Annotated in this window: 18 protein-coding genes and 2 pseudogenes; 12 read left to right on the top strand and 8 right to left on the bottom strand. The window is 68.6% G+C overall.

Features of this window, described 5'->3' with window-relative positions; genetic code table 11:
- Positions 1-10: 10 nt before the first annotated feature.
- Both AC08OJ_RS07245 and AC08OJ_RS07250 read right to left on the bottom strand, forming a co-directional pair.
- Positions 11-1,174, bottom strand: coding sequence for an acyl-CoA dehydrogenase family protein (locus AC08OJ_RS07245; RefSeq protein WP_476595340.1), 1,164 nt, complete (start codon positions 1,172-1,174; stop codon positions 11-13).
- Between the two features lie 59 nt (positions 1,175-1,233).
- Positions 1,234-2,044 (bottom strand): annotated as a pseudogene (locus AC08OJ_RS07250) (3-hydroxybutyryl-CoA dehydrogenase).
- Between the two features lie 138 nt (positions 2,045-2,182).
- On the opposite strand from AC08OJ_RS07250, the gene AC08OJ_RS07255 reads away from it, so the two are divergent.
- The 4 genes and pseudogenes from AC08OJ_RS07255 (at position 2,183) to AC08OJ_RS07270 (ending at position 7,835) form a co-directional block, all read left to right on the top strand.
- The gene (locus AC08OJ_RS07255; RefSeq protein ID WP_476595341.1) at positions 2,183-2,845 is read left to right on the top strand and encodes a TetR family transcriptional regulator; all 663 of its coding nucleotides are present in this window, start codon (positions 2,183-2,185) and stop codon (positions 2,843-2,845) included.
- A gap of 264 nt (positions 2,846-3,109) precedes the next feature.
- On the top strand, positions 3,110-5,329 hold the full coding sequence (recD2, locus tag AC08OJ_RS07260; RefSeq protein WP_476592196.1) for an SF1B family DNA helicase RecD2: 2,220 nt from the start codon (positions 3,110-3,112) through the stop codon (positions 5,327-5,329).
- A 69-nt stretch (positions 5,330-5,398) separates the two neighbouring features.
- Positions 5,399-7,227: pseudogene (locus AC08OJ_RS07265) on the top strand (MFS transporter).
- A 98-nt stretch (positions 7,228-7,325) separates the two neighbouring features.
- The gene (locus AC08OJ_RS07270) at positions 7,326-7,835 is read left to right on the top strand and encodes a MerR family transcriptional regulator (protein ID WP_476595342.1); all 510 of its coding nucleotides are present in this window, start codon (positions 7,326-7,328) and stop codon (positions 7,833-7,835) included.
- Here AC08OJ_RS07270 and AC08OJ_RS07275 read toward each other — a convergent pair.
- Together AC08OJ_RS07275 and AC08OJ_RS07280 are read right to left on the bottom strand one after the other, a co-directional pair.
- The gene (locus tag AC08OJ_RS07275) at positions 7,744-8,751 is read right to left on the bottom strand and encodes a PP2C family protein-serine/threonine phosphatase (protein WP_476595343.1); all 1,008 of its coding nucleotides are present in this window, start codon (positions 8,749-8,751) and stop codon (positions 7,744-7,746) included. The two genes, AC08OJ_RS07270 and AC08OJ_RS07275, sit on opposite strands and share 92 nt — an antisense overlap.
- Before the next feature lie 14 nt (positions 8,752-8,765).
- Positions 8,766-8,918: a hypothetical protein gene (locus tag AC08OJ_RS07280; RefSeq protein WP_476595344.1), complete on the bottom strand. Its 153-nt coding sequence runs from the start codon at positions 8,916-8,918 to the stop codon at positions 8,766-8,768.
- Positions 8,919-9,089: 171 nt separating this feature from the next.
- Here AC08OJ_RS07280 and AC08OJ_RS07285 point away from each other — a divergent pair, with 171 nt between their 5' ends.
- Positions 9,090-11,738, top strand: a complete 2,649-nt coding sequence (locus tag AC08OJ_RS07285) for a valine--tRNA ligase (RefSeq protein ID WP_476592199.1) — start codon at positions 9,090-9,092, stop codon at positions 11,736-11,738.
- Positions 11,739-11,744: 6 nt separating this feature from the next.
- Here AC08OJ_RS07285 and AC08OJ_RS07290 read toward each other — a convergent pair whose 3' ends face one another.
- The 3 genes from AC08OJ_RS07290 to AC08OJ_RS07300 form a co-directional block, all read right to left on the bottom strand.
- Positions 11,745-12,506 (bottom strand): 3-hydroxyacyl-CoA dehydrogenase, encoded by a 762-nt coding sequence (locus AC08OJ_RS07290; protein ID WP_476595345.1) that lies wholly within the window; start codon positions 12,504-12,506, stop codon positions 11,745-11,747.
- 274 nt (positions 12,507-12,780) lie between these two features.
- Positions 12,781-14,478, bottom strand: a complete 1,698-nt coding sequence (locus AC08OJ_RS07295) for an LCP family protein (RefSeq protein WP_476595346.1) — start codon at positions 14,476-14,478, stop codon at positions 12,781-12,783.
- Positions 14,479-14,579: 101 nt separating this feature from the next.
- The gene (locus tag AC08OJ_RS07300; protein WP_476595347.1) at positions 14,580-14,846 is read right to left on the bottom strand and encodes a DUF1876 domain-containing protein; all 267 of its coding nucleotides are present in this window, start codon (positions 14,844-14,846) and stop codon (positions 14,580-14,582) included.
- A gap of 173 nt (positions 14,847-15,019) precedes the next feature.
- Here AC08OJ_RS07300 and AC08OJ_RS07305 point away from each other — a divergent pair, with 173 nt between their 5' ends.
- Positions 15,020-15,823: a DUF427 domain-containing protein gene (locus tag AC08OJ_RS07305; protein WP_476595348.1), complete on the top strand. Its 804-nt coding sequence runs from the start codon at positions 15,020-15,022 to the stop codon at positions 15,821-15,823.
- A 30-nt stretch (positions 15,824-15,853) separates the two neighbouring features.
- On the opposite strand, the gene AC08OJ_RS07310 is transcribed toward AC08OJ_RS07305, so the two are convergent.
- Positions 15,854-17,620 (bottom strand): sensor histidine kinase, encoded by a 1,767-nt coding sequence (locus AC08OJ_RS07310; RefSeq protein WP_476592203.1) that lies wholly within the window; start codon positions 17,618-17,620, stop codon positions 15,854-15,856.
- A gap of 102 nt (positions 17,621-17,722) precedes the next feature.
- Between AC08OJ_RS07310 and AC08OJ_RS07315 the strand changes: the two genes are divergently transcribed.
- From AC08OJ_RS07315 to AC08OJ_RS07340, 6 genes are all read left to right on the top strand, one after another.
- Positions 17,723-19,039: an acetyl-CoA hydrolase/transferase family protein gene (locus tag AC08OJ_RS07315; RefSeq protein ID WP_476595349.1), complete on the top strand. Its 1,317-nt coding sequence runs from the start codon at positions 17,723-17,725 to the stop codon at positions 19,037-19,039.
- Between the two features lie 515 nt (positions 19,040-19,554).
- Positions 19,555-20,784, top strand: a complete 1,230-nt coding sequence (locus tag AC08OJ_RS07320) for a glycosyltransferase family 4 protein (protein WP_476592210.1) — start codon at positions 19,555-19,557, stop codon at positions 20,782-20,784.
- On the top strand, positions 20,781-21,554 hold the full coding sequence (gene rfbF, locus AC08OJ_RS07325) for a glucose-1-phosphate cytidylyltransferase (RefSeq protein WP_476592205.1): 774 nt from the start codon (positions 20,781-20,783) through the stop codon (positions 21,552-21,554). Before AC08OJ_RS07320 ends, rfbF begins: the two co-directional genes overlap by 4 nt.
- A 5-nt stretch (positions 21,555-21,559) precedes the next feature.
- Positions 21,560-22,600, top strand: a complete 1,041-nt coding sequence (locus AC08OJ_RS07330) for an NAD-dependent epimerase/dehydratase family protein (RefSeq protein WP_476595350.1) — start codon at positions 21,560-21,562, stop codon at positions 22,598-22,600.
- Positions 22,601-22,697: 97 nt separating this feature from the next.
- Positions 22,698-23,888, top strand: a complete 1,191-nt coding sequence (locus AC08OJ_RS07335) for a class I SAM-dependent methyltransferase (protein ID WP_476592207.1) — start codon at positions 22,698-22,700, stop codon at positions 23,886-23,888.
- The gene (locus AC08OJ_RS07340) at positions 23,889-25,133 is read left to right on the top strand and encodes a class I SAM-dependent methyltransferase (protein ID WP_476595351.1); all 1,245 of its coding nucleotides are present in this window, start codon (positions 23,889-23,891) and stop codon (positions 25,131-25,133) included.
- The last annotated feature ends 133 nt before the right edge of the window (positions 25,134-25,266 follow it).

A 25,266-nucleotide genomic window follows, 5' to 3' on the forward strand; every position in this document is an offset into this window, starting at 1 on the left:
GCCAGCGGAGTTAGCCGGCGAGGAGCTGGCGGGCCATGACGATGCGCTGGATCTGGTTGGTACCTTCGTAGATCTGGGTGATCTTCGCGTCCCGCATGAGCCGTTCGGCGGGGAAGTCCTGGGTGTAGCCGTAGCCGCCGAGTAGCTGTACGGCGTCGGTGGTCACCTGCATGGCGGTGTCCGACGCCAGACACTTGGCGGCGGCGCCGAAGAACGTGAGGTCGGCGTCCTTCCGCTCGGACTTGGCGGCGGCGACATACACCATCTGGCGCGCGGCCTCCAGCGCCATGGCCATGTCGGCAAGCATGAACTGGATCCCCTGGAAGTCCGCGATGCGCTTGCCGAACTGCTTGCGCTCCTTGACGTAGTCCAGGGCGAGGTCCAGCGCGCCCTGGGCGATGCCGATGGCTTGTGCACCGATGGTCACCCGAGTGTGGTCGAGAGTACGCAGTGCCAGCCGGAGGCCGTGACCGAGCTCCCCGATGAGACGGTCCTCGGGAATGTGACAGTCGTCGAAGAGCAGCTCGCGGGTCGGAGAGCCCTTAATGCCCAGCTTCTTCTCCGGGCTGCCGACGGAGAAGCCCGGGTCGGAGCTCTCCACGATGAAAGCGCTGATGTTGGCGCCGCGTCGGCCGTCGGGGTCGGTGACGGCGAGCACGGTGTAGTATTCGGAGATCCCCGCGTTGGTGATCCAGGACTTCTGCCCGGAGAGCACCCAGTGGTCGCCGTCGCGGACGGCGCGGGTCTTCATCGCAGCGGTATCGGAGCCGGCCTCACGTTCGGAGAGGCCGTAGGAGAAGGCGGCCTCGCCGCGGGCCAGCGGTGGGAGGTACCGCTGTTTCAGGTCGTCGGTGCCGCCGAGGATGAGCGGGAGGCTGCCGAGCTTGTTCACGGCGGGGATCAGGGAGGAGGACGCGCAGACGCGGGCGACCTCCTCGATGACGATGCAGGTGGCGAGCGCGTCTGCGCCGACGCCGTCGTACTCAGCGGGGACGTGGGGCGCGTGGAAGTCGGAGGCCACCAGCGCGTCGTAGGCCTCCTGCGGGAACCGGCTGTGGGCGTCGACGTGGGCGGCGTACGGCGCGATCTTGTCGTAGGCCAGGGTGCGTACGGCGTCGCGCAGCTCGAGGTGCTCGTCGCTGAGTCGGTACAGGTCGAAGTCGGTGGCGGTCATGGGTTCCTCGCTCGCTAGGTCGCCTACCAGGGCGCTCAGTTACTCGGTTACCAGGGCGCTCAGTAGGTGTAGAAGCCACGGCCGGTCTTGCGGCCCAGCAGGCCAGCATCGACCATGCGGGCCAGCAGCGGCGGCGGCGCATAGAGGGGTTCCTTGAACTCCTCGTACAGCGACTCGGCCACCGCCTTGGTGGTGTCCAGCCCGATCAGGTCAGCCAGCGCCAGTGGTCCTTGCGGGTGGGCGGCACCACGGACCAGTCCCTGGTCGATGTCCTCGGCCGTGGCGAACCCGGACTCCAGCATCCGGATCGCCGAGAGCACGAACGGGATCAGCAGGGCGTTGACCACGAAGCCCGCCCGGTCCTGGCAGTCGATGGCGTGCTTGCCCAGATCGTCCTGCACGAACGCCCGCGCCCGTTCGGTCGTCTCCGGGTCGGTCAGCAGGCTCGGCACCAGCTCGACCAGGGACAGCACCGGGACCGGGTTGAAGAAGTGGATACCCAGGACGTGGGTGGGCCGTTCGGTGGCCACGGCGAGCTTCATGATCGGAATGGAGGAGGTGTTGGAGGCCAGCACCGCGTCCGGGTCCTTGACGACGTCGTCGAGTCGCTTGAACAGCGCGGACTTGGCGGTCTCGTCCTCGACGATCGCCTCCACCACGAGGCCCGCGGTCGGCCAGGGCCTCGATGTCCTCGACGACCTGGATGCGTGCGAGCACCTCCGCGGCGCTGGCCACCTTGCCGCGGCTCTCCGCGCGGGACAGTGATGTCTCCAGACGCTGCCGTCCCGCGGCCACGGCGGGCGTGGTCATCTCCACGACGACCACGTCCTTGCCGGCGCGGGCGCAGACCTCGGCGATCCCGGCACCCATCAGGCCACAGCCGACGACACCGACCTTGTTGATGGCGTTCACCTGGCTCCTCCTCCACGGTGTTGGTACGCAGTATCATAGTTGTGGAACTACGTACCACCAAGTAATTTCGGTGCCGTGGAGCAGCAGCCGGCCCGCTTGGCCAAGGACAGGCTCGTCGCGGCGGCGTTCGAGCTTTTCGAGGAGCGTGGCTTCGAGGGCACGACGGTCGACGACATCGCGCAACGCGCGGGCGTCGGTCGGACGACGTTCTTCCGGATCTACCGGTCCAAGGAGGACGTGATCTTTCCCGAGCACGACGTGCTGCTCGGCCACATCGCAGCCCGGCTCGCGACCGCCGCTCCAGAGACCCGCGGGCTCGCTCTCGCGGAGGCCGCCCGCATCGTGCTGCAGCACTACCTCGCCGAGGGCGAGCTCGCCCGCGCCCGCTACCGCCTGACCAGCACCGTCCCTGTACTCCGCGCCCGCGAGGTGGCCGGCATCCGGCAGTATCAGCGCCTGTTCGCCAGGTTCCTGCGCGACTGGATGGGCAACGAGCCCGACGGCGCCCTGCGTGCCGAGCTGGTGTCCGCGGCCATCGTCACCGCCCACAACCATGTGCTCCGACGCTGGCTCCGAGGCGAGACCACCTCCCCCGGCGAGGAGTTCAACCGTGCGATGGAGGTGGCGCTCGAGCATCTCGAAACACCTGCCGAAGCCGGGACAGCCGTCGTCGTATTCCGCATCTCCGCCGGCGTGGACGCCGTGGTCACCCGGTTGCGTCGGGCACTTGACGAGGAACAGCGGCGCCCCTTGAGCTAGCGAGGGTGTCTGAAAAGGATGCCGGCGGACCTACTTCGCGGTACTGGTCACGGAAGGGGACGGCCGGACCGCGCCGGGGAACGGTGGCGATCGACCGAAGGGCAGGATGGGCACACGGTCCGGGGCGGACACCGCCCGCCCCGGCCGCTCTGTTCGTTGCCCCGCTCGGTCCGTTACCCTGCTACCCCATCCGAAGCTGGAGATCGTCTTGTCCCACTCCGAGGAAGCGGTGATTCTCATCGTCCCGGCGTCCCGGCGGCTGCCATGACCGGACGCGAACCCTTCCGTGGCGCGGTCCTCGATGCGGTGCTGGAACGGATCACCTATGCCAACGAGGAGACCGGCTACACGGTCGCGCGGGTCGACACCGGGCGCGGCGGCGACCTGGTGACCGTCGTCGGGGCGTTGCTCGGCGCGCAGCCGGGGGAATCGCTACGGATGCGGGGGCGATGGGGCTCGCACCCGCAGTACGGCCGCCAGTTCCAGGTCGAGGATTACACGACCGTGCTGCCGGCGACCGTCCAGGGCGTGCAGCGCTATCTCGGCTCGGGCCTCATCAAGGGCATCGGTCCGCGCCTGGCCGAACGCATCGTCGAGCATTTCGGGGTCGCGGCGCTGGACGTCATCGAAAAGGAGCCGGAACGGCTCATCGAGGTGCCGAAGCTCGGCCCGAAGCGTACCAGGGCGATCGCCGAGGCGTGGGAGGAACAGAAGGCCATCAAGGAGGTGATGGTCTTTCTTCAGGGGGTGGGTGTGTCCACCTCGCTGGCGGTGCGGATCTACAAACAGTACGGGGACGCGTCGATCGGTGTGGTGCGCAATGAGCCCTACCGGCTGGCCACGGACGTCTGGGGCATCGGGTTCCGCACCGCGGACACCATCGCGAAGGCGGTGGGGATTCCGCATGACAGTCCGCAGCGGATCAAGGCTGGCCTGCTGTTCACGCTGTCCGAGGCCACCGACGGCGGTGGCCACTGCTTTCTGCCCGAACCCCGGCTCATCAGCGACGCCGTGCAGATTCTCCAGGTCGACACCGGCGACGTCATCGAGTGCCTGGGGGAGCTGGTCGCCGAGGACGGGGTCGTCCGGGAGGAGGTTCCGAGCGAGGATCCGGCGACGCCGACGGCCGCGATCTACCTGGTGCCCTTCCACCGGGCCGAGATCTCCGTCGCCGGCCAGTTGCGCCGCCTGCTGAACACCGGCGCGGACCGGTTGGCCGCCTTCGCCTCGGTGGACTGGGACCGGGCGTTGGGCTGGCTGCGGGAGCGAACCGGGGTCGAGCTCGCGCCGGCACAGCGCGATGCGGTGCAGCTTGCCCTGACGTCCAAGGTCGCCGTGCTGACGGGGGGACCGGGCTGCGGCAAGAGTTTCACCGTCCGCTCCATCGTGACGCTCGCGCTGGCCCGGCAGGCGAAGGTGATCCTCGCCGCGCCGACCGGCCGGGCCGCGAAGCGGCTGACCGAGCTGACCGGGCACGAGGCATCGACGGTGCACCGGCTGCTGGAGCTGCGGCCGGGCGGTGACGCCGCCTTCGACCGGGACCGCCCGCTCGACGCCGACCTGATCGTCGTCGACGAGGCGTCGATGGTCGACCTGCTGCTGGCGAACAAGCTTGCCAAGGCGGTTCCGCCCGGCGCGCATCTGCTGCTGGTCGGCGACGTCGACCAGCTGCCGTCGGTCGGTGCCGGCCAGGTGCTGCGCGACCTGCTCGCCGAGGGGACGCCGATCCCGCATGTCCGGCTCACCCAGGTCTTCCGAGCAGCGACCGAGTCCGGGGTGGTGACCAACGCGCACCGCATCAACCGCGGCGACTATCCGCTGGTCCGGGGACTGCCCGACTTCTTCCTGTTCGCCGCCGAGGAGGCGGAGGAGGCGGCGAAGATCACCGCGGAGGTGGTCGCCCGGCGGATCCCGGCGAAGTTCGGGTTCGATCCGCGCCGGGACGTGCAGGCGCTGACCCCGATGCACCGCGGCCCGGCGGGGGCCGGCGCGCTGAACACCCTGCTGCAGGAGGCCCTGACGCCGTCCCGCCCGAACGTGGCCGAGCGGCGCTTTGGCAGCCGGACGTTCCGGGTCGGCGACAAAGTCACGCAGGTGCGCAACAACTACGACAAGGGCGCGAGCGGGGTCTTCAACGGCACTCTCGGCGTGGTCACCGCGCTGGATGTGGAAAACCAGACGCTCACCATCCGGACCGACGAGGACGAGGACATCGACTACGACTTCGGGGAGCTCGACGAGCTGACCCACGCCTACGCGGTGACGATCCACCGCTCCCAGGGCAGTGAGTACCCCGCGGTCGTCATCCCGCTCACCACCAGCGCCTGGATGATGCTGCAACGCAACCTGCTCTACACGGCCGTCACCCGGGCGAAGAAGCTGGTCGTGCTGGTGGGGTCCCGCCGGGCGATCGGCCAGGCGGTGCGGGCCGCCGGTCACGGCCAGCGGCACACCGCGCTTGACCACCGGCTGCGTAGCGGGTGAACGGTAAGCACCGCTATGAACCAGGTCACATCTACCGCTGACGTTAGATGGAGACGCTACCTTCGTGCCGTGACGACTTCCGACACCGCCGCCGGCATCCTGCCGCTCGGGGCCGACGAGGTCCTGGCCCGGCCCGGTCCGGACAACTACAAGTGGATCGCGCTGTCGAACGCGACCATCGGCATCCTGATGGTGACGATCAACAGTTCGATTCTTCTCATCGCCCTTCCGAACATCTTCTGGGGAATCGAGATAGACCCGCTCGCACCGGAGAACACCTCGTACTTCCTCTGGATCCTGATGGGATTCTTGCTGGTCACCTCGGTGCTCGTGGTGAGTCTGGGGCGGGTCGGCGACATGTTCGGCCGGGTGCGGATGTATAACCTCGGCTTCGCGATCTTCACGCTGTTCTCGATCCTGCTCGCCGTCACCTGGATGCATGGCACGGCAGCCGCCTGGTGGATCATCATCATGCGGGTGCTGCAGGGCGTGGGCGGTGCCTTCCTCTTCGCCAACTCCAGCGCGATCATCACTGACGCCTTCCCGGAGAACGAACGCGGGCTCGCCCTGGGGGTCAACGGCGTCGCGGCGATCGTCGGATCATTTCTGGGGCTGTTGATCGGAGGTTTGCTGGCGCCGGCCGAATGGCATCTGGTCTTTCTTGTCTCGGTGCCGTTCGGCATCTTCGGGACGACCTGGGCCTACCTGAAGCTGCGCGACAACGGGGCGCGCACCCAGGCCCGGATCGACTGGGCCGGCAACATCACGTTCGCGGTCGGCCTCATCGCGATCCTGACCGGCATCGTCTACGGGCTGCAGCCCTATGGCGGTCACACGATGGGCTGGACCAAGCCGTTCGTGCTGAGCTGCCTGTTTGGCGGTCTCGCGGTGCTGATCGGCTTCGTCGTCATCGAGCTGCGCTCCGCCGACCCGATGTTCCGCCTGGACCTGTTCCGGAGCCGGACCTTCACCATGGGCAGCATCGCGGCCCTGCTCGGCGCGCTCGCCCGTGGTGGTCTGCAGTTCATATTGATCATTTGGCTGCAGGGGATATCTGGTTGCCGCTGCATGGCTACAGCTTCGAGAAGACCCCGCTGTGGGCCGGCATCTACCTGATTCCGGTGACCGTCGGATTCCTGGTGGCGGGGCCGCTGGCCGGCCGGTTCGCCGACCGCTACGGTGCGCGTCCGTTCGCCACCCTGGGGCTGGTGATCACGGCGGTGGCGTTCCTGCTGTTCGACGCCATTCCCATCGACTTCGACTATCCGTGGTTCGCGTTGATCCTGTTGCTGATGGGCCTGTCCATGGGCCTGTTCGCGGGGCCGAACACCAGCAGCGTGATGAACACCCTGCCGCCCAACCAGCGCGGTGCCGGTGCCGGCATGCTCAACACGTTCCAGAACTCGGCCAGCGTGCTGTCCATCGGCGTCTTCTTCACCATCATCGCGCTCGGGCTGGCCGCCAGCCTTCCGGACGCCATGTACTCCGGGCTTGTCGGGCAGGGCGTCTCCCCGGCGAAGGCGCACGAGCTGGCGAACCTGCCGCCGATCGGCAGCCTGTTCGCCGCATTCCTCGGGTACAACCCCACCGAGCGACTGCTCGGCCCGGACACCCTGTCGCAGCTCGACCCGGCGAAGGCCGACTTCCTCACCGGGCACACCTTCTTCCCGAACATCATCTCTGGGCCGTTCGGTGACGGTTTGCGCCTCGCCTTCGCCGCTGTCGTCTGCCTGGTCGCCGCGGGCTTCTCCTGGCTGCGCGGGAAGGACCGGCCGCACGTGCGCCGTCCACTGCTCGAAGAGACGGCCGAGGGGCTGGCCGGCGCGGGCGACATCGCGGCGATGGAGGACGGTGCCGGGAGTGCTCTTCCGAGCAGCCCCCTGGTCGCCGAGCGATAGGCCGCGAGACATGCCGAGCGCGGGACAGGCTGCGCGCGAGAAAGGCCCCGACGTCGATGATCAGAGCCGCCGATGGCGTCACGCGGGCCGATGGCGTCATGCGGGACAATCGCCTGGTGCGGGACGGCGACGCAGCCAAGAGCGCGGCCAAGGATGCGGCCAGGGACGCGGCTCGTGACCTGCGCGGGATCGGTCAGGCCGCGCAGGAGCTGGGCGTCTCGGTGCGGGCCCTGCGGTACTACCAGGAGGTGGGGCTGCTCACCCCGTCTGGGCGCACCCTGGGCGGGAACCGGCTGTACGCGGATTCCGACCTCGCCCGGGTGCGGCGCATCCGCGAGCTGCAGACGCTGCTCGGCTTCAACCTGGACGAGATCCGCACGATCCTCGCCTACGAGGATCGTCTCGCCCAGGTCCGGCAGGAGTACCACGCGGCGTCCGACAACGCGGACCGCATCCGGCTGCTGACCGAGGGCACGTCGGCCTACCGGAGGCTCCGTGTCGAGATCGACGAGAAAATCAGCCGGCTGGTGGCCTTCCGTGACGAGATCGACGAACGGATTGAGCGGGCGGACCGGCTGGCCAAGGGGGTCGCCGACAGTTCCCAGTGATCACCCGATCGTCGGTTGGGCCGGCGTGCCGGGTCGGTCCGGGAACCTCGACCGCCAGGAGCGCCACATCGTCGTTCAGTGTCGATCGCGTCCAGTCCCGGACCCGGTCGGCGAGATCGGTCAGCGCCTCGTCGAGTGACGCGTGGGCGAACGCGGCCTCGACCGCGGGTAGTAGGGGGAAGAAGGCGCCGGTCGTGGGGGCGCGTGCCTCGGTGATGCCGTCGGTATAGAGCAGCAGGCGATCCCCCGCCCGCAGCGCGGCGTCCGTCACGTTGCTCCCGTCCGTGATCAGCCCGAGCGGTGGCAGCCTGGACGAGACGGTGAGCAGATCCGCCTGCCCGGCACGAACGAGAACGGGATCGGGATGTCCCGCGTTCGCCAGCGTCAGACGGCTGCCGTCGACCTGCCCGACGACCGCGGTGACGAAGTCGTCCAGGCCGCTGACATCGGCGACCTCCGCGTCGAGGTTCGCCAGCAAATCGCGCAGGTCGCCCGTGTGTCGACTCATCAGCCGGAAGCAGCTGAGCACCCGGCTCGCGATCCGCACGGCATCGAGCCCCTTGCCCCGTACGTCACCAATGAGCAGGCGGGTTCCCCACGGGCTGTCGACGACCTCGTACAGATCCCCACCGATCATGGCCTCCACGGTGGCACTCTCGTAGCGGACGGCGAACCGCAGCCCGCCGGACGACGACGGGACGGGACTGAGGATCGTCTGCTGCGCCACCTCGGCCACCCGAGTGACGTTCTGCAGCTTCGTCTCGCGTCGGATGTTGTACCGGCTGACCAGGACGGCCATCACTCCGCCGGCCGTGACCCCGACCAACCGGACCACCTGGGCCGTCGGGCCACCGCCGCTCCGGCCGAACAGGTCATTGTGCAGACTCAGCAGGATGCCCGCCAGGATCGCCGTCACCCCGTAGCCGGCGGTCAGCCGGGGCCGGCGAACGTGGCCGCGAGCATGGGGCTCAGAATCGCGAGTCCGAGCATGTTCCATTCCGGGTTGCTCAGGTGCAGTCCGACCACCAGGGCGAGTATGAGCAACGGGACGATCGGGGCGAACCAGCGCAGCACCCTCAGCACCCCCGGGAGATTTGCCCGGGGATCTCGCCTTGGCTAGGCCGCATGGTTGTCTGTCTACCCGCGAGCGGTCCGGACCGAACCCGCCGAAGCCCTGCTTCCAGGGGTCCTCACCAGCCAGCGCGGTCGGTTCTCCCGCCGATCAGGTCGGTGCCTCCTCATACACTGGCCCACATGACCACGCCTGGTATTCGTCTTGATCTGACGACGACGTACGCGCCGTCGTCGGTAGAGTCCGGGCTGTACCGGCGCTGGATCGAGCAGGGTGTCTTCACTCCCACCGGCGCGCCCGGGCGTCCGCCATACTGCATCGTCATCCCGCCGCCCAATGTCACCGGTTCGCTGCACATGGGCCACGCCTTCCAGCACACGCTCATGGACGCGCTGACCCGGCGGCGGCGGATGCAGGGCTACGACGTGCTGTGGCTGCCCGGCACGGACCACGCCGGCATCGCGACCCAGAACGTCGTCGAGCGGGCGCTGGCGCGGGAGGGCAGGAGCCGGCACGATCTCGGGCGCGAGGCGTTCGTCGAGCGCGTGTGGGCGTGGAAGGAGTCCTACGGCGGCACCATCGGCGAGCAGATGCGCCGCCTCGGGGCCGGCGTCGACTGGACCCGCGAGCGGTTCACGATGGACGAGGGCCTGTGCCGGGCCGTGCGCACCATGTTCGCCCGCCTGTACCACGACGGGCTCATCTACCGGGCAGAACGGATCATCAACTGGTGCCCCCGTTGCCTGACCGCCCTGTCGGACATCGAGGTCGACGCGTTCGAGGAGGAGGGCGAGCTCGTCTCGATCTCCTACGGCCTGGTGACGGTGGCGACCACCCGGGTGGAGACGATGCTCGGTGACACGGCGGTGGCCGTGCACCCGGGCGACGAGCGGTACGCGCATCTCGTCGGCACCGAGATCGAGCTTCCGCTGACGGGCCGGCGGATCCCGATCATCGCCGACGAGCACGTCGATCCCGCCTTCGGTACCGGCGCGGTGAAGGTCACCCCCGCCCATGATCCGAACGATTTCGAGATCGGCCGGCGGCACGGCCTGCCGAGCCTGACTGTGATGGACGAGCGCGGCATCATCATCGCCCACGGCCCCTTCCAGGGGCTCGACCGGTTCGAGGCGCGCAGCACGATCACCGCGGCACTGCGGGCGGAGGGGCGCATCGTCGCGGAGCGGCGGCCCTACCTCCACGCCGTTCCGCACTGTGACCGGTGCCAGACGGTCGTCGAACCCCGGCTGTCCCTGCAGTGGTTCGTCGTGGTCGCCACGCTGGCCCGCGCCGCCGGGGATATGGTCCGTGACGGTCGGACCACGATCAGCCCGCCGGAGCTCGCCGGGCGGTTCTTCGGCTGGGTCGACGACATGCATGACTGGTGCATCAGCCGCCAGCTGTGGTGGGGCCATCGCATCCCGGTCTGGTACTGCTCGGACGGGCACGTCACCGTGCCGCCCGCCGGGGACGAGATGCTCGATCCCGACCGTTGCGGAACCTGCGGCGCCACCGGCATTCGCCAGGACGTCGACGTGCTCGACACCTGGTTCTCGTCCGGGCTGTGGCCGTTCTCCACGCTGGGCTGGCCGCAGGACACGGCGGATCTGCGCCGTTTCTATCCCACCGCCGTCCTGCTCACCGGATACGACATCATTTTCTTCTGGGTCGCCCGGATGATGATGCTCGCCTCCTACACGATGCCCGACGTGCCCTTCCGGACAGTGGCGCTGACCGGGCTCATCCGGGACGCGCACGGCAAGAAAATGAGCAAGAGCTGGGGAAACGCGATCGACCCGCTGGCGCTCATCGATTCCCACGGCGCGGATGCGCTGCGTTTCACCCTGGCCCGGGGAGCCAATCCCGGGGCCGACGTCCCGCTGTCCGAGGAGGCGGTGGACGCCAGCCGCAACTTCGTCAACAAGCTCTGGAACGCCACCCGTTTCGCGCTGATGAACGGCGCCGATCCGACCGCGGACCCGTTCGCCGGCGGGCCGCTGTCCGCCGCGGACCGGTGGATTCTCTCCCGGCTGCGGGCCGTGGTGGCCGACGTCGACACTTACTACGAACAGTTCGAGTTCGCCAGGGCCTGCGAGACGCTCTTCCATTTCGCCCGGGACGAGCTCTTCGACTGGTACCTCGAACTGGCCAAGATCCCGCTGCGGGCGGGTGGCCCGGCGGCGGACCCGGTCCGGGCCGTGCTGGGCCGCTGCTTCGACGTCCTGCTGCGCTTACTGCATCCGGTCATCCCGTTCGTGACCGAAAAACTGTGGACGGCATTGACCGGGGGGACGACGGTGGTGACCGCGCCTTGGCCGGTCTCGATCGCCGGCCGCGCAGATCCGGCCGCCGAGGCCGAGATCGACCGGCTCCGGCGGGTCGTGACGGGGCTGCGGCAGTTCCGGGCGAACCAGCGGCTGCGCCCCGGCCGGCGGGTGGCCGCGGTCATGGTCGGTCCAGGTGGCCGGGTCGGTCCGGGTGGCCCGGCCGGCGCTGGGGGTCTGGCCGGGTGGCGGGAGGAGATCGGGGCGCTGTGCTCCCTCGACCTCACGGTCGCCGACCGACTACCGGGGGACTGGCCCGCCGTCGCCCTGGAATCGGTCAGCGTGGCCCTGGACCTGTCCGGCGCGCTTGACACGGCGGCCGAACGGGCGCGGCTGAGCAAGCTGCTGGCCGAGGCCGGCAGGGAGAAGGAGCAGGTCGCCGCGAAGCTCGCCAACCCGAACTTCACCGGCCGCGCGCCGGTCGCCGTGGTCGAAAAGACCCGCCAGCGGCTGCTCGACGCCGAGACCTCGATTGCGCGCCTCGCCGAGCAGCTCGCGGCGCTGTGAACCCGTTCAGCGGGGTGCCATCCGAATGGCACCGTCGAGGCGGATGGTCTCGCCGTTGAGCATGGGGTTCGCGATGATCTGGGTTGCGAGCAGGCCGTACTCGTCGGGGGAGCCCAGGCGCGAGGGGTGCGGGACCTGCTGGCCGAGGGAGACGCGAGCCGGCTCCGGCAGCGAGGCGAGCAGCGGGGTGTCGAACAGGCCAGGGGCGATGGTCACCACGCGGATCTTCAGACTGGCGAGGTCGCGGGCGATCGGCAGCGTCATGCCGACGATGCCGCCCTTGGACGCCGAGTAGGCGGCCTGCCCGATCTGGCCCTCGAACGCCGCCACGGACGCGGTGTTGATGATGACGCCACGCTCGCCGTCGATCTCCTCGGTCCTGCTGATCCGCTCGGCCGCGAGCCGGATGACGTTGAATGAGCCGATCAGGTTGACCTTGACGACCCGCTCGAAGATGGCCAGCGGGAACGGCCCTTCCTTGCTCAGTGTCTTGGCGGCGTTGCTGATGCCGGCGCAGTTGACGGCGATGCGCAGCGGGCCCAGCTCGGCCGCCACGTCCAGAGCTGCCGTCACGTCCTGCTCGGAGGTGACGTCGCCGGGGCTGAATCGCACCGAGCTGCCGAACTTCTCCGTGACCGCCGCGCCGTTCGAGGACGGGAGGTCGAGGAGGACCACGCTGGCACCAGCGTCGACAAGCCGGGTGGCGGTGGCAAGGCCGAGGCCGGAAGCCCCGCCGGTCACCACGGCGACTGAATCCGTGATCTGCATGTGAGTTCCTCTCCGGGAGGGACGCCGGCCGGAGGCTCGGCCTTGGCTGTGCGGGGTGGAGCTGGGGGAGCGACCTGGCCGACCCCCGACCGCGGCCAGAGGAGGCGGCCATCCGTGCACATCCCGGAAGACGTGCACATCCCGGAAGACGTGCACATCCCGGAAGACGTGCACATCCCGGAAGACGTGCACATCCCGGAAGAGTAGTGCAAGCCACGCGGGCGGACCGCGGTCCCGTGGGCCGGTGGGACTCTACCGGCGGGACCAGGAGAATTCAGTAGGTGCAGGTGGGTGCGCCCGGCGAGGGCGCACCCACCTGCACTCCCGGCGGCGCTGGTCCGGCCGCTGGTGCCGCCGGCGCGGGCGCGGTCCCACTGGCCGTCACACTCGGCGTCACCACCGCGGTGAAGCCGGAGCCCAGGACGAGCTGGACACCGGTGATGCTCGCATCGGCGAGCAGGACCGAGCCGGGCACTGCCGCGGCGACAGTGTTCGCCTTGGCCTCCTGCCCGGGGGCGTAGACCACCCGGGAGGTCTCGTGGGTGAGGACCGAGGCGTTGCCGGCGTTGCGGGCGTGGAAGCCCTTGGCGGTCAGCTGCTCGGTGACCTTGGACGCGAGTCCGGCCCGCGACGAGCCGTTGTAGACGGCGACCCGGACCTGGGAGGGCGCGGCGGCGGCGCCGGGAGCGAGCGCCGGACCGGTCCCCCTGCTCCCGGCGTCGGTGGTAGAACTCGCGCCCTCGACCTTGCCACCCATCGGCGCGACGATGCGCTGCAGGTCGTCCGGCCGGTAGAACTGCACGGAGGCCGGGACTCCGTGCAGGCGGATGTTGCCGTTGTCGTCGAGCGCCCCCTCGGCACGGGTCGGCGCGTGGACGGGCACGGTCTGCATCTGGAGGCCCCCGGTGGCCAGCCCGCGGACTCGGGTCCCGAGGCTGCGCAGGTCGGCGATGCTGGTGTGGTCGTCGAGGGTGAGCGCGCTCGCCGCCGCCGACATTAGCTTCTCGGTCTTGACCGGGTTCGTCAGGGTGTCGCCTGCCATGATCTTGCGGAACATCGCACCGATGAACTGCTGTTGCCGGCGGATGCGGTCGAAGTCGCCGTCCGGCAGGCCGTGGCGTTGACGGACGAAGGCCAGGGCCTGGTCGCCGCCGAGCTGGATCGTCCCTGGCCCGCCGACGAATCCGCTCATCGGGTCGTTGGTGTTCGTGCTCACCCGCCACCGCCCGCGGTCGTCCTGGTAGCGGCTCGGTTCCGTGCCCGACGGCTTGATGCAGACCTGGACACCGCCGATGGCGTCGGTGATTGCCCTGAAGCCCGCCAGGTCCATCGAGAGGTAGTGGTCGACCTGCAGGCCGGTCAGGCTCTGCACCGTCCGCACCAACAGCGACGGGCCGCCCACGGAGATCGCGGCGTTGAACTTATCGTGCCAGGCCTTGTGGTGTTTGCCAGCGTCGTCGGTGTACTCGGGGATCAGCACGTACATGTCACGGGGGAACGAGACCATCGTGGTGGTCCCGTCCTTCGCCAGGTGCGCGAGGATCGTCGTGTCGGAGCGCTGGCCCGGCGCGTTCCCGTACTTACCGTCAGTACCGGCCCGGCTGTCGGTCCCGACCAGCAGGTAGTTCGCGCTCCCCACTCCGCCGGAGTCGCCGCTCGAACCGAGGCCGAGGTCGATCCGGTTGACCTTGCCGTCGACATAGAAGTACGCGGCCCAGCCCCCCACCGTGGCCACGAACACGATGCAGGACACGAAGGCCAGGAACACCAGCAACCCGCGACGCCTCGCCGACCGCCCGCCGCGTGCCGACCCGGATCCCGACCGGCCGGACCTCGATCCCCGCGGGTCGAGCCGGGGCGGAAGCACCCGCACGTGGTCGGCGGAGTCGTTCTGCAGGTGCGGTGCGGTCACTTCCCGCCTCTCCTCGAGCAGTCCGGCGAGCAGGGTCCGGCATAGCATGGAAAGTAACACGAATGATTTCATGCTCCCGGATGAGGGGTTCAGCCGGGTTTGGCCATATCCGGGCGGTGGGCGGCGCTGGCTCCACTGGCTCTGCCGGCGGCGGACGACGATCACATAGTCCGGTCGGGTCCCGCCATCGCCGCCTGGATATTTTCGGCGGCCGCGTCGAGCAGGCGGTGTGCCAGCTCCGACAACGCGCGCGCGGCGGCCACCTCGTCCCCGATCTCGGGAACGTCGGGTTCCCCGGGGTGCAGCCGGGCCTGTCCCGTCCCGTGTAGATCGTCGCGGGCGCTGCCGTGCAGGGCCGCGTCCGCCTGGGTACGGCCGTCCTGCTCCGTCAGGGAGATCTGCACGGTCCAGGTTCTTGTGGTGGTCATCTCGGCCTCCGTCCGACGAGCTCTCCTCGGATGAGTTCTTCCTGGTTGTCACGTGCCCGCGTGCTTCCCGGTGACACGGGGGCGGGAAGGCGCGGGGCGCCGCGCCGGTTGGCCCAGAGAAGAAACCGGTCCCGGGAGGGACCGGTTTGAATGCGAGGACGGGAGGCGAGCGGATGACGACTGAGGCACGAGGGCGGGTTCGGCTCGAACAGGGCCGCAAGCGGGTGCGGGCGTATCTGGGCGGCCAGCTGGTCGCGGACACGGCGTGCCCGGCGCTGGTCTGGGAAAATCCCCACCATCCTGTGTACTACCTGCCGAGGGCGGACGTCGGCGCGACCCTGGCGCCTACCGGGCGGGTGGAGCACTCGCCGAGTCGGGGGGAGGCGGTCTACTACGACGTCGTCGTGGCGGGGACGACCGCCCCCGAGGCGGCCTGGTCCTACCCGCAGTCACCGCTGGAGGGGCTGCGCGACCTGGTCCGCTTCGACTGGAACGCGATGGACGGGTGGTTCGAGGAGGACGAGCCGGTCTACGTCCATCCGCGCAGCCCGTACACCCGGGTGGACGCTCTCGCCAGCTCCCGGCACGTGCGGGTCGAGGTTGACGGGGTGACCGTCGCGGACTCGCGCAGACCCGTCATCCTGTTCGAGACGGGCCTGCCGCCCCGCTACTATTTTTTCCCCCCTCACCGACGCCCGGCAGGACCTGCTCCGCCCCTCGGACACCCGGACCAGCTGCCCCTACAAGGGGCACGCCGAGTACTACTCGGTCGAGATCGACGGGAAGACGTATCCCGATCTCGTCTGGACCTACCGGATCCCGTTCCCGGAGAGCGCCCGGATCGCCGGGCTGGTCTGCTTCTACGAAGAGCGCGTCGACCTCTTCCTGGACGGGGAAAAGACGGTGACTCCCTGAGCTCCCGCCGGGAACGCAGAGATCCGTCGCGGATCTGTGACGGATCCGTCACGAATCCGTGAGATCCGTCGGCTGGCGGATCTGCGGACGGGTCAGCTGGTCGGCACCGACCAGCGCAGCTGGGTGCCGCCGTCGGGGCCCGGGCCGAGTTCGAAGGTCCCGCCGAGGTCCTGCGCCCGGGCCCGCATGTTCGCCAGCCCGCTGCGGCGGGTGGTGGAGCCGATGCCGACCCCGTCGTCCACCACGTCGACGGTGACGGCGCCGCTCGCGGCGGTCACGGTCACCTCGACACTGCCCGCCTTGGCATGCCGGGCGGCGTTGGACAGCGCCTCACGCACGACCGCGATCAGATGGTCGCCGAGGGTGGGACCGATCATCGTGTCCACCGGTCCGTCCAGCCGGACCCGCGGGGTGAAGCCGAACGCGCCGGTCATGTCGTCGATGACGCCCAGGATCTGCGCCCGCAGGCCGCTGCCCGTGGCCGGTGCCGCCCGGCCCCGCAGCTCGAAGATGGTGTGGCGGATCTCCCGTACCGTCTCGTCGAGATCCTCCACGTAGGTGTTCATCCGCTCCGCCCGGGTGGGCCGCTCCTCGCTGGCCGCGAGGCCCTGCAGGCCCATCGCCACCGCGAACAGGCGTTGCATCACGTGGTCGTGCAGGTCGCGGGCGATCCGGTCGCGGTCCTCCAGCAGGGACAGCCGGCCGCGTGCGGCCCGGGAGCGGGCGAGTTCCAGCGCGAGCGCGACGTGCGCGGCGAACGCGGCCGCCAGCTCCAGGTCCGCGTCCGTGAACAGGTCACCGCCACGGCGCCGGGCGAGGATCAGCGCCCCGGACGTGACATGTGACGTGATCAGCGGAACGATCATCGTTGGCCCGATGTCGAGGTCGTGGACCTCGGATTCGGCCAGTTCGCGGACGTCGGCGACGACCAGCGGCGCATGGTCGCGTACCGCGTGGCCGGCCAGCGAGCTCTCTATCGGTACCCGCCGGTCCCGCAGCAGGTCCGCGTCCTGCCCGGCGGCGACGTCGAAGGACAGCTCGGTCGCCGTCTCCGACCCGAGAGCCAGCGCCGTCGTGTCCGCGCGGGCGACGTCGCGGGCCCGCTGGACGATCAGTTCCAGCGGGTCGTCGCCGTCGGCGAGCAGATGCCGGGTGATGTCGGCGGACGCCTGCGACCACTGCTGGCGATGTTGGGCCTCCCCGAACAGCCGGGCATTGTCGATCGCCACACCGGCGTTCGCGGCCAGCGCGAGCGCCAGCTCCTCGTCCTCCGCGGTGAACACCCGACCGCCGCGTTTCTCGGTGAGGTAGAGATTGCCGAAGACCTCGTTGCGGACCCGGATCGGCACCCCGAGGAAGGCCCGCATCGGTGGATGGCCCGGGGGGAAACCGACCGCCTGGCGGTGGTCGGCGATGTCGTCGAGGCGCACCGGCTGCGGTTCCGCGATGAGCAGGCCCAGCACGCCGTCTCCCCGGGGCAGCCGCCCTATAGTCTCGACGAGTCCCGGGTCCATCCCGACGTGCACGAACTGTTCGAGCCGACCGTCACGGGAGATTACCCCGAGCGCGCCGTAGCGGGCGTCGACCAGCTCGCACGCGGACTCGACGATGCGCCGTAGCACCACGTCGAGACTGAGGTCGGCGGTGATCATCCGGTTGGCTCGCAGCAGGCCGTGCAGCCGGCTCTGAGTGGCCAGAACGTCCTGGGCCCGGTCCACCAGTTGGGCGAGAAGCTCGTCGAGCTCGAGCCGAGCGACCGCGGGAAAGATCAGCTCTCCCGGCGGTCCCGGCGGCGGTGCGGTGCCGGCCAGATCGGAGGTCCCTTCGTCCGCGGAGGCGAGGTCCCGTTCGGACTCCATGTTCTCAAGACGATAACCGACCGGGCCTGGGCCGGCATGAGCCGCGGGATGAGGTGATGACCATTCTTCGCCGGCCGCGCACTGGTACGCCACCATGCGGGTATGGATATCGTCAGCGAGGCGGAGTTCGGTCGCCGCGTCGAGACCCATCTCGCCGCAGGCTCCGGTGCGGGCGGTGGAGCCGGTCCTGGGGTAGCCGGTCCTGGCCGATGGCGGTCGGCCATGCCGCGGGTCGTGGCGGCGGGGAACTTCGCTACCCCGCTCGTCGCGCTGCGTGTGATCGACGCGGTGGTGAGTGAATACCGCCTCTTCATGATCAATGCTCAGGGCGGCGTGCCGGAGCGCGACGGCGTGACGCCGGAGACCGCGTTCGTCGGCCCGGCGATGCGCAACGTGCCCGGCCTCGACTACCTGCCCAACCGGCTCAGCCTCGTACCCCGCCTGCTCGCGACCACCCACCGGCCCGACGTCGTCGTGTTGCACACCAGCGTGCCCGACGGAGGGAAGGTCTCGCTCGGCACCGAAGTCAACATCCTGCCGGCCGCGGTCGAGGCGGCCCGCGCGCACGGGGGACTAGTGGTCGCCCAGCTCAACCCGTCGATGCCCTACACCTTCGGCGACGGTGAACTGAGCATCGACGACGTCGACCTCGCCGTGGAGGTGGAGCAGCCGCTCGCCAGCCCCGCGGTCATGCTCGTCGACGACGTCCGCGGGCAGATCGGCGAGCGGGTCGCCGCGCTCGTCGAGGACGGGGCGACCCTGCAGCTCGGCATCGGCGGTGTCCCGAACGCCACGCTGTCGGCCCTCGTCGACCGGCGGGATCTGCGCGTGTGGACCGAGGCCTTTTCCGATGGCATGCTCGCGCTCGAAGCCTCCGGCGCGCTGGCCGCCGGGACACCGCTGCGGACCTCGTTCCTGTTCGGGTCGGCCGAGCTCTACTCGTGGGCGCACCGCAATCCGCGGTTGCTGCTGGTACGCACCGAGATCGTGAACGACCCGGGGGTCATCGCCCGGCAGCCGCGGATGACCTCGATCAACACCGCGCTGCAGGTGGACCTGTATGCGCAGGCGAACGCGTCCTGGATCCGCAACCGCATCTACTCCGGCTTCGGTGGGCAGTCCGACTTCGTCGTCGGCGCGCTGCACGCGGCCGACGGCAAGGCGATCATCGCCCTGCCGAGCCGGCATGCCCGGTCGGGGGATTCCTGTGTGCTGCCGCGGCTTACCAGCCCGGTCACCAGTTTCCAGCACAGTTACGTCGTCTCCGAGAACGGGACCGCGGCCGTGTGGGGGCGTGGTCAGCACGAACAGACCGCCCGACTCATCGACCACGTCGCCCACCCCGACGCCCGAGCCGGCCTGACGGAGGCGGCCGGGTCGCTGGGACTGCTCGCCGGCCGCGCATCGTCGACCGTCTGATCCGGGACCGTCTGATTCGGTAAGCTGACCAGAAAGCCGAGGAACGCACGACAAGTCACTGGCGGTCCGCTGCCAGGAGCGGCTTTGCGTCAAAAAGCGCGAGAGTGACCCGGGTATTAAAGGCGCGAACACGGCATCCATGGCGGCCATGGCTGCCGTCGTCAAACAGCATGGCTGGAATAAGCCGCCCCCAACGGTCAGTTCTGTCGTTCCTGTGGCGAGAATCGGCCGAGCCCGGCACCAAGACGCGACACGCAAGTTTTTCAATCGCCGGTGATGCCCAGGCCGGCCGCTAGCCTCGCCATGGCGGAAAGGGAGGGATGGGTCCACAGTCCGCGGGCAACGGGGTCGTTCATCTTCGGGAGAAAAATGTGGGACAGACACGCGACGGGACTATCTTGTTGGCTACGGCTGCGAATACTCTCACGTCGGCGCCTGACGCCGACTCAACCGAATCTCCCGACATTGGCGACGCAGGACGGGTTCTGATCGTAGTTCAGAACCTGCCGATTCTGATTGACCATCGGACGTGGCAGGAATGCCAGGCGCTTCGCAACCAGGGATACCAGGTCGCCGTAATATGCCCACGGGGCCCGGGGCAGCGGCGTCACCAGATTGTCGACGGTGTCAGCATCTGGACCTATCGCGGCGCACCCCGGACCCAGGGTGTACTCAGTTACGTTTTCGAGTTCGGCTACTGCTGGGTGCGAACCGCTGTCCTGTCCGTCGCCGTGGCCCGCCGGCACGGATTCGACGTGATCCAGGCGTGTAACCCGCCGGACACGTACTGGGCACTCGCGCTGTTCTACAAGCCGTTCGGCAAGAAGTTCGTCTTCGACCATCATGATCTCTGTCCGGAACTCTATCGCTCACGGTTCGGCAAGGACGGGGGGCTGTTGCTCCGCGCGCTGCTGCTGCTTGAACGGATGAACCAGCTGGTCGCCGACCACGTGATCGTGACCAACGAATCGTACCGGCGGCTGGCCCTGACTAGGGGGCGGCTGCCATCGGAACGGGTGACCGTCGTCCGAAACGGACCGGACCCCGAACTGATGAAGCCTGCCGCGGAGCGTCCCGAGTTGCGGCGCGGCCGGCAGCACCTTGCCTGTTATCTGGGAATAATGGGCCCGCAGGACGGTGTCGACCGACTCCTCGATGCCATGCATCACTATGTCCACGTTCTCGGGCGCACCGACTGCGCCTTCGCCCTGCTGGGATTTGGTGACTGTCTGGACGATCTGCGGAAACAGTCGAGCCGGCTCGGTCTCGACGACTGGGTCGAGTTCACCGGGCGGGCCGACGACCAGATGATCCGGGACTATCTGTCCACCGCTACGGTCGGATTGTCGCCGGACCCGCGGAGCCCGCTGAACGAGGTGTCCACCATGTCCAAGACGCTCGAATACATGGCCTATGCGCTGCCGGTGGTGGCCTATGACCTGACCGAGACCCGGGTGAGCGCCGAGGACGCCGCCGTCTACGTACCCTCCGACACGGTGGCGGACTTCGCCCGGACCCTCGCCGAACTGCTGACGGACCCGGACCGACGCCGGACCCTTGGCGCCCGGGGCCGGGAGCGCATTGTGAACGAATTGTCCTGGCGGTATTCGGAGTCCCGCTACGTCGGGGTCCACGACCGGCTACGTGGTCGCCAGGCCAGCTACCCCAGTATCCCGGTCCCTCGCCAGGGCGGCTCGGCAGCGCCGGTTCACACGGCCGGATCCCGGGAACGAGCGGAACGATGAAGGTCGGTATTCTTGCCGGCGGTCTGGGAAGCCGGTTGGCGGAGGAGACGGTCATCAAACCCAAACCGATGATCGAGATCGGGAATCGGCCGATCATCTGGCACATCATGAAGTACTACGCCCACTTCCAATTCGCCGATTTTACGATCGCACTGGGGTATAAAGGAGAATATATAAAACGCTGGCTGGTGGACTACGCGGCGCTGACCAGTGATCTCACGCTGTCGCTCCGGAATGGTGATGTGGAACGGCACGGTGGTACCTCGGAGGATTGGCGGGTAAATCTGGTCGACACCGGTCAGAATACCGCCACCGGCGGTCGTATCAGGCGACTCGCGCCCTGGCTCTGTGGCACGGGGACGTTCATGTTGACTTGGGGGGACGGCGTAGCGGACATCGATCTCAACACGTTGCTCGACTTCCACCGCTCGCATGGCAGGATCGCCACGCTGACCGCCGTGCGGCCACCCGCCCGGTTCGGGCACCTCGAGCTGGCCGGGGACCAGATCGTGGAGTTCTTGGAGAAACCACAGGCCGGTGAGGGCTGGATCAACGGTGCCTTCTTCGTCCTAGAACCGCAGGTCTTCGACTACATTGCCGGCGACGACACCCAGTTCGAGAAGGAGCCCCTTGAGCGGCTCGCCAAGGACGGTCAGCTCATGGCATATCGGCATGGCGGCTTCTGGCAGTGTATGGACACGGTACGCGACCGCAAACTCCTGCAGTCGTTGTGGGATGGCGACTGTGCGCCCTGGAAGGTATGGGACTGAGCTCGATGCGTATTCTGGTCACCGGACACGACGGATATATAGGAACCCGTCTCGTCCCGCTCTTCCGGGCCGCCGGGCACGATGTGGTGGGTCTGGACAGCGGACTGTTCTCTGGGTGTACCCTCGGACTCGATCCGGACTTCGTGCCGGCGTTGAAACTTGATATTCGGGACGTCCGGCCGTCCCATCTGGAGGGTTACGACGCGGTGGTCCATCTGGCGGGAATATCCAATGATCCGCTGGGTGATCTGAACCCAGCCGTGACCTATGACATCAACGCCCGGGGGACGTTGCTGGTCGGGCGCGCCGCCAAGGCCGCGGGCGTACCGCGTTTCGTCTTCTCGTCCTCGTGCAGCCTCTATGGCGCGCACGGAGACGCGCCCATCGACGAGTCGGCCGAGTTTCATCCGGTGACCCCCTACGGCGAGTCAAAAGTGATCGCCGAACGGGAGCTCGCCGAGCTTGCCGACGACGATTTCAGCCCGGTCTTCCTGCGCAACGCCACGGCGTACGGCGTCTCACCCCGACTGCGTGGTGACCTCGTGGTGAACAATCTCACCGGCTACGCGGTGACGACCGGCGAGGTTTACCTCAAGAGCGACGGGACGCCGTGGCGGCCGCTGGTACACATCGAGGACATCGCCCGGGCGATGCTCGCCGTGTGCGAGGCGCCCCGCGAGAAGATCCACCTCAAGGCCTACAACGTCGGCCGGTCGGCGGAGAACTATCGGATACGCGACGTGGCCGCGGTCGTCGAGGAGGTCGTGCCGGGCGGCCGGGTGGTCTTCGCGGACACGGCCGGGCCGGACAAGCGGAACTACCGGGTGGACTGCGACCGTATCGCCGAGGAGATACCGGGATTCCGGCCGGTGTGGACCGTCCGCAAGGGGGTCGAGGAGCTCTACTTGGCCTACGTCGCCGCCTGGCTGACTAAGGAGGACCTGATCGGCTCCCGCTTCCAGCGGATCCGGCGCATCCAGCAACTCATGGCGGACGGTCTGCTCGACGCCACTCTGCGGTCGGCCGCACCGATGCGGGTGCTATGAGCGTGCTCGGCTGCCACTCCCGCGGCTCGACGTACCTGCCGTACCCGCGGCGGGACGGCCGGTTCATCCTTCCCGTTCCGACACCGAGGGTCGTACCATGACTGACCAGTCCACCGCCTGCCCCGCCTGCGGCGGTTCCCGTCTCACCTCCTTCTATACAAAGGACGACGTCCCGTCGCACAGTTGTCTGCTGCTGGCCGGCGAGGACGAGGCCCGGGCGTTCCCGAGGGGTAACCTGCGGATCGCCTTCTGCGAGGGCTGCGGCTTCATCATGAACACGGCCTTCGATCCGGCCAAGAATCAGTATTCCGCCCGTTATGAGGAGACGCAGGCATTCTCCACCCGCTTTCAGGAGTTCGCGCGGGACCTTGCCAAGCGCTGGACCGACAAGTACGACCTGTACGGGAAGACGGTCCTGGAGATCGGGTGCGGCAAAGGTGAGTTTCTCGTCCACATGGTCGAGCAGGGTGCCGGCGCCGGCATCGGGATCGACCCGGGTGTCCGGCCCGAGCGCATCACCAGCCCGGTTGCCGGCCGGCTGACCTGGATCACGGACCTCTACTCCGAGCGGTATGCGCACCTGACCGCCGACGCCGTCGTGTGCCGGCACACCCTGGAGCACATCGCGCCGGTCGGCGACTTCATGCGAATGATCCGGGCCGCGATCGGTGACCGGACCGATATCCCGGTCCTCTTTGAGCTGCCGGACGTCCTGCGGGTGCTGCAGGAGGCGGCGTTCTGGGATGTGTACTACGAGCACTGCTCCTATTTCAGCGCCGGTTCGCTGGCGAGGTTGTTCCGAGCTACCGGGTTCGAGGTGCTCGACGTCTCCCTCGACTATGACGACCAGTACCTGCTGATCGAGGCGCGGCCGTCCACCGTTCCGGCGGCCGGTGACCCGCTGCCGATCGAGGACGACCTGGCCACCCTGCGCGTCGGGGTACGGCACTTCCAGCGTGAGGTGGCCACGACGCTGAATCGGTGGAGCGAGATGCTGCGGCACGGGCAGCAGCGCGGCGAAAAGGCGGCGATCTGGGGTTCGGGCTCCAAAGGTGTGTCGTTTCTGGCGACCCTCGGCCCGGCCGCCGGCCTGGTCCGCTACGCCGTCGACATCAACCCGCACAAACACGGCATGTTCATGGCGGGCAGCGGCCACCGCATCGTCCCGTCCGAGTGGCTGCGGGAAGACAGGCCGGACCTTCTGATCATCATGAATCCGATCTACCGTGACGAGATCGCGGGGGAGTTGACCCGGCTGGGTGTCGACACCGAGCTGAGGGCCGTCTGAGTGAGCAATGTCTGTCTGGTGAACAACGTCTGTCCGGTGACCAATGTCTGTCCGGCGTGCCAGGGCACCGCGCTCGAAGACCTGGTACGTGTTGAGCGTTCGCCGGTGATGACCGGCGTGCTGTGGCCGTCGCGGGAGGCCGCTATGGCCGCGCAGCGCCGTGCTCTGGAGCTGTCGCTGTGTGCCGAGTGCGGCACCGTGGTCAATGTCGCGTTCGAGGCCGGGCTCGTCGAGTACGGCGGCGAGTATGACAACTCGCTGCACTTCTCGCCCGCCTTCCGGGCGTACGCCGAGGCGTTGGCGGACCGTCTGATCATCCGGCACAACCTGGTGGAGCGGGAGATTGTCGAGATCGGGTCGGGCAAGGGGGACTTCCTGCGCTTGTTGTGCGCCCGGGGACTGTGCGCCGGAACCGGGTACGACCCGACCTACATCGGCCCCGAACGTGCCGACGACGCCGCGGTGACCTTTGTGGTCGACCTGTACGGTCCGCGCTATTCTCATCTCCCGGCAGATCTTGTCGTCTGCCGGCACGTCCTTGAGCACGTGTCCGATCCACTGGGCTTCCTGACCGATATCCGCAATGCGCTGGGCGGCCGGGACGCATCGCTGTATCTCGAGGTGCCCAACGGCGGCTTCGTCCTCGGCGAGGCGGGGGCGTGGGACTTCATCTACCCGCACGTGTCGTACTTCTCGCCGGCCGGACTCCGGCGGGTGGTGAGCGCGGCCGGGTTCACCGTCACCGACGCCGGGACGTCCTACGGTGACCAGTTCCTCTGGATCGAGGCCAGGACGGCGTCGCCGGCCCGTCCGCCCGGTCGGATCGGACCGGCCGCCGGCGAGGACGTGGTGGCGACGGACCGGTTCGTGGTCCAGGCCAGAAAGTTCGGTGACATCTACCGGGAGATTGTCGGGCGCTGGTCCGCGCATCTCGCCGACCTGGCGACGGCCGCCGATTCCGCTTGGGACGCGCCGCGTGCGCTGGTCTGGGGGGCGGGGTCCAAGGGGGTGGCATTCCTCAACGTGTTGGACGCCGGTTCCGCCGTGCGGGGAGTCGTCGACCTCAACCCGCGGAAGAGGGGTTTGTTCGTGCCCGGCACCGGGCATCCGGTGTTGGCACCCGAGGACCTGTCGGTGGAGCGGGTGGGGCGCGTTTTTCTCCCGAATCCGCTGTATCTGGACGAGGTGCGCGGCCGGTTGGCGGAACTGGGTGTGCCCGCGGAGGTCGTGCCACTTAGTAGTTGACAATCTCGTCAGCAGAGGTCCGGCTCCGGCCGGACAGAGGGACGATGGAGAATGGCCATACCTGTCGACAGCGGCACCCAGGGTGAGGCCCGACGCAAGGGGCATGATCGCCAGGCGGGGCCTGGTGTCCCGC

It is taken from the genome of Frankia sp. CgKIO3 (assembly GCF_977946435.1).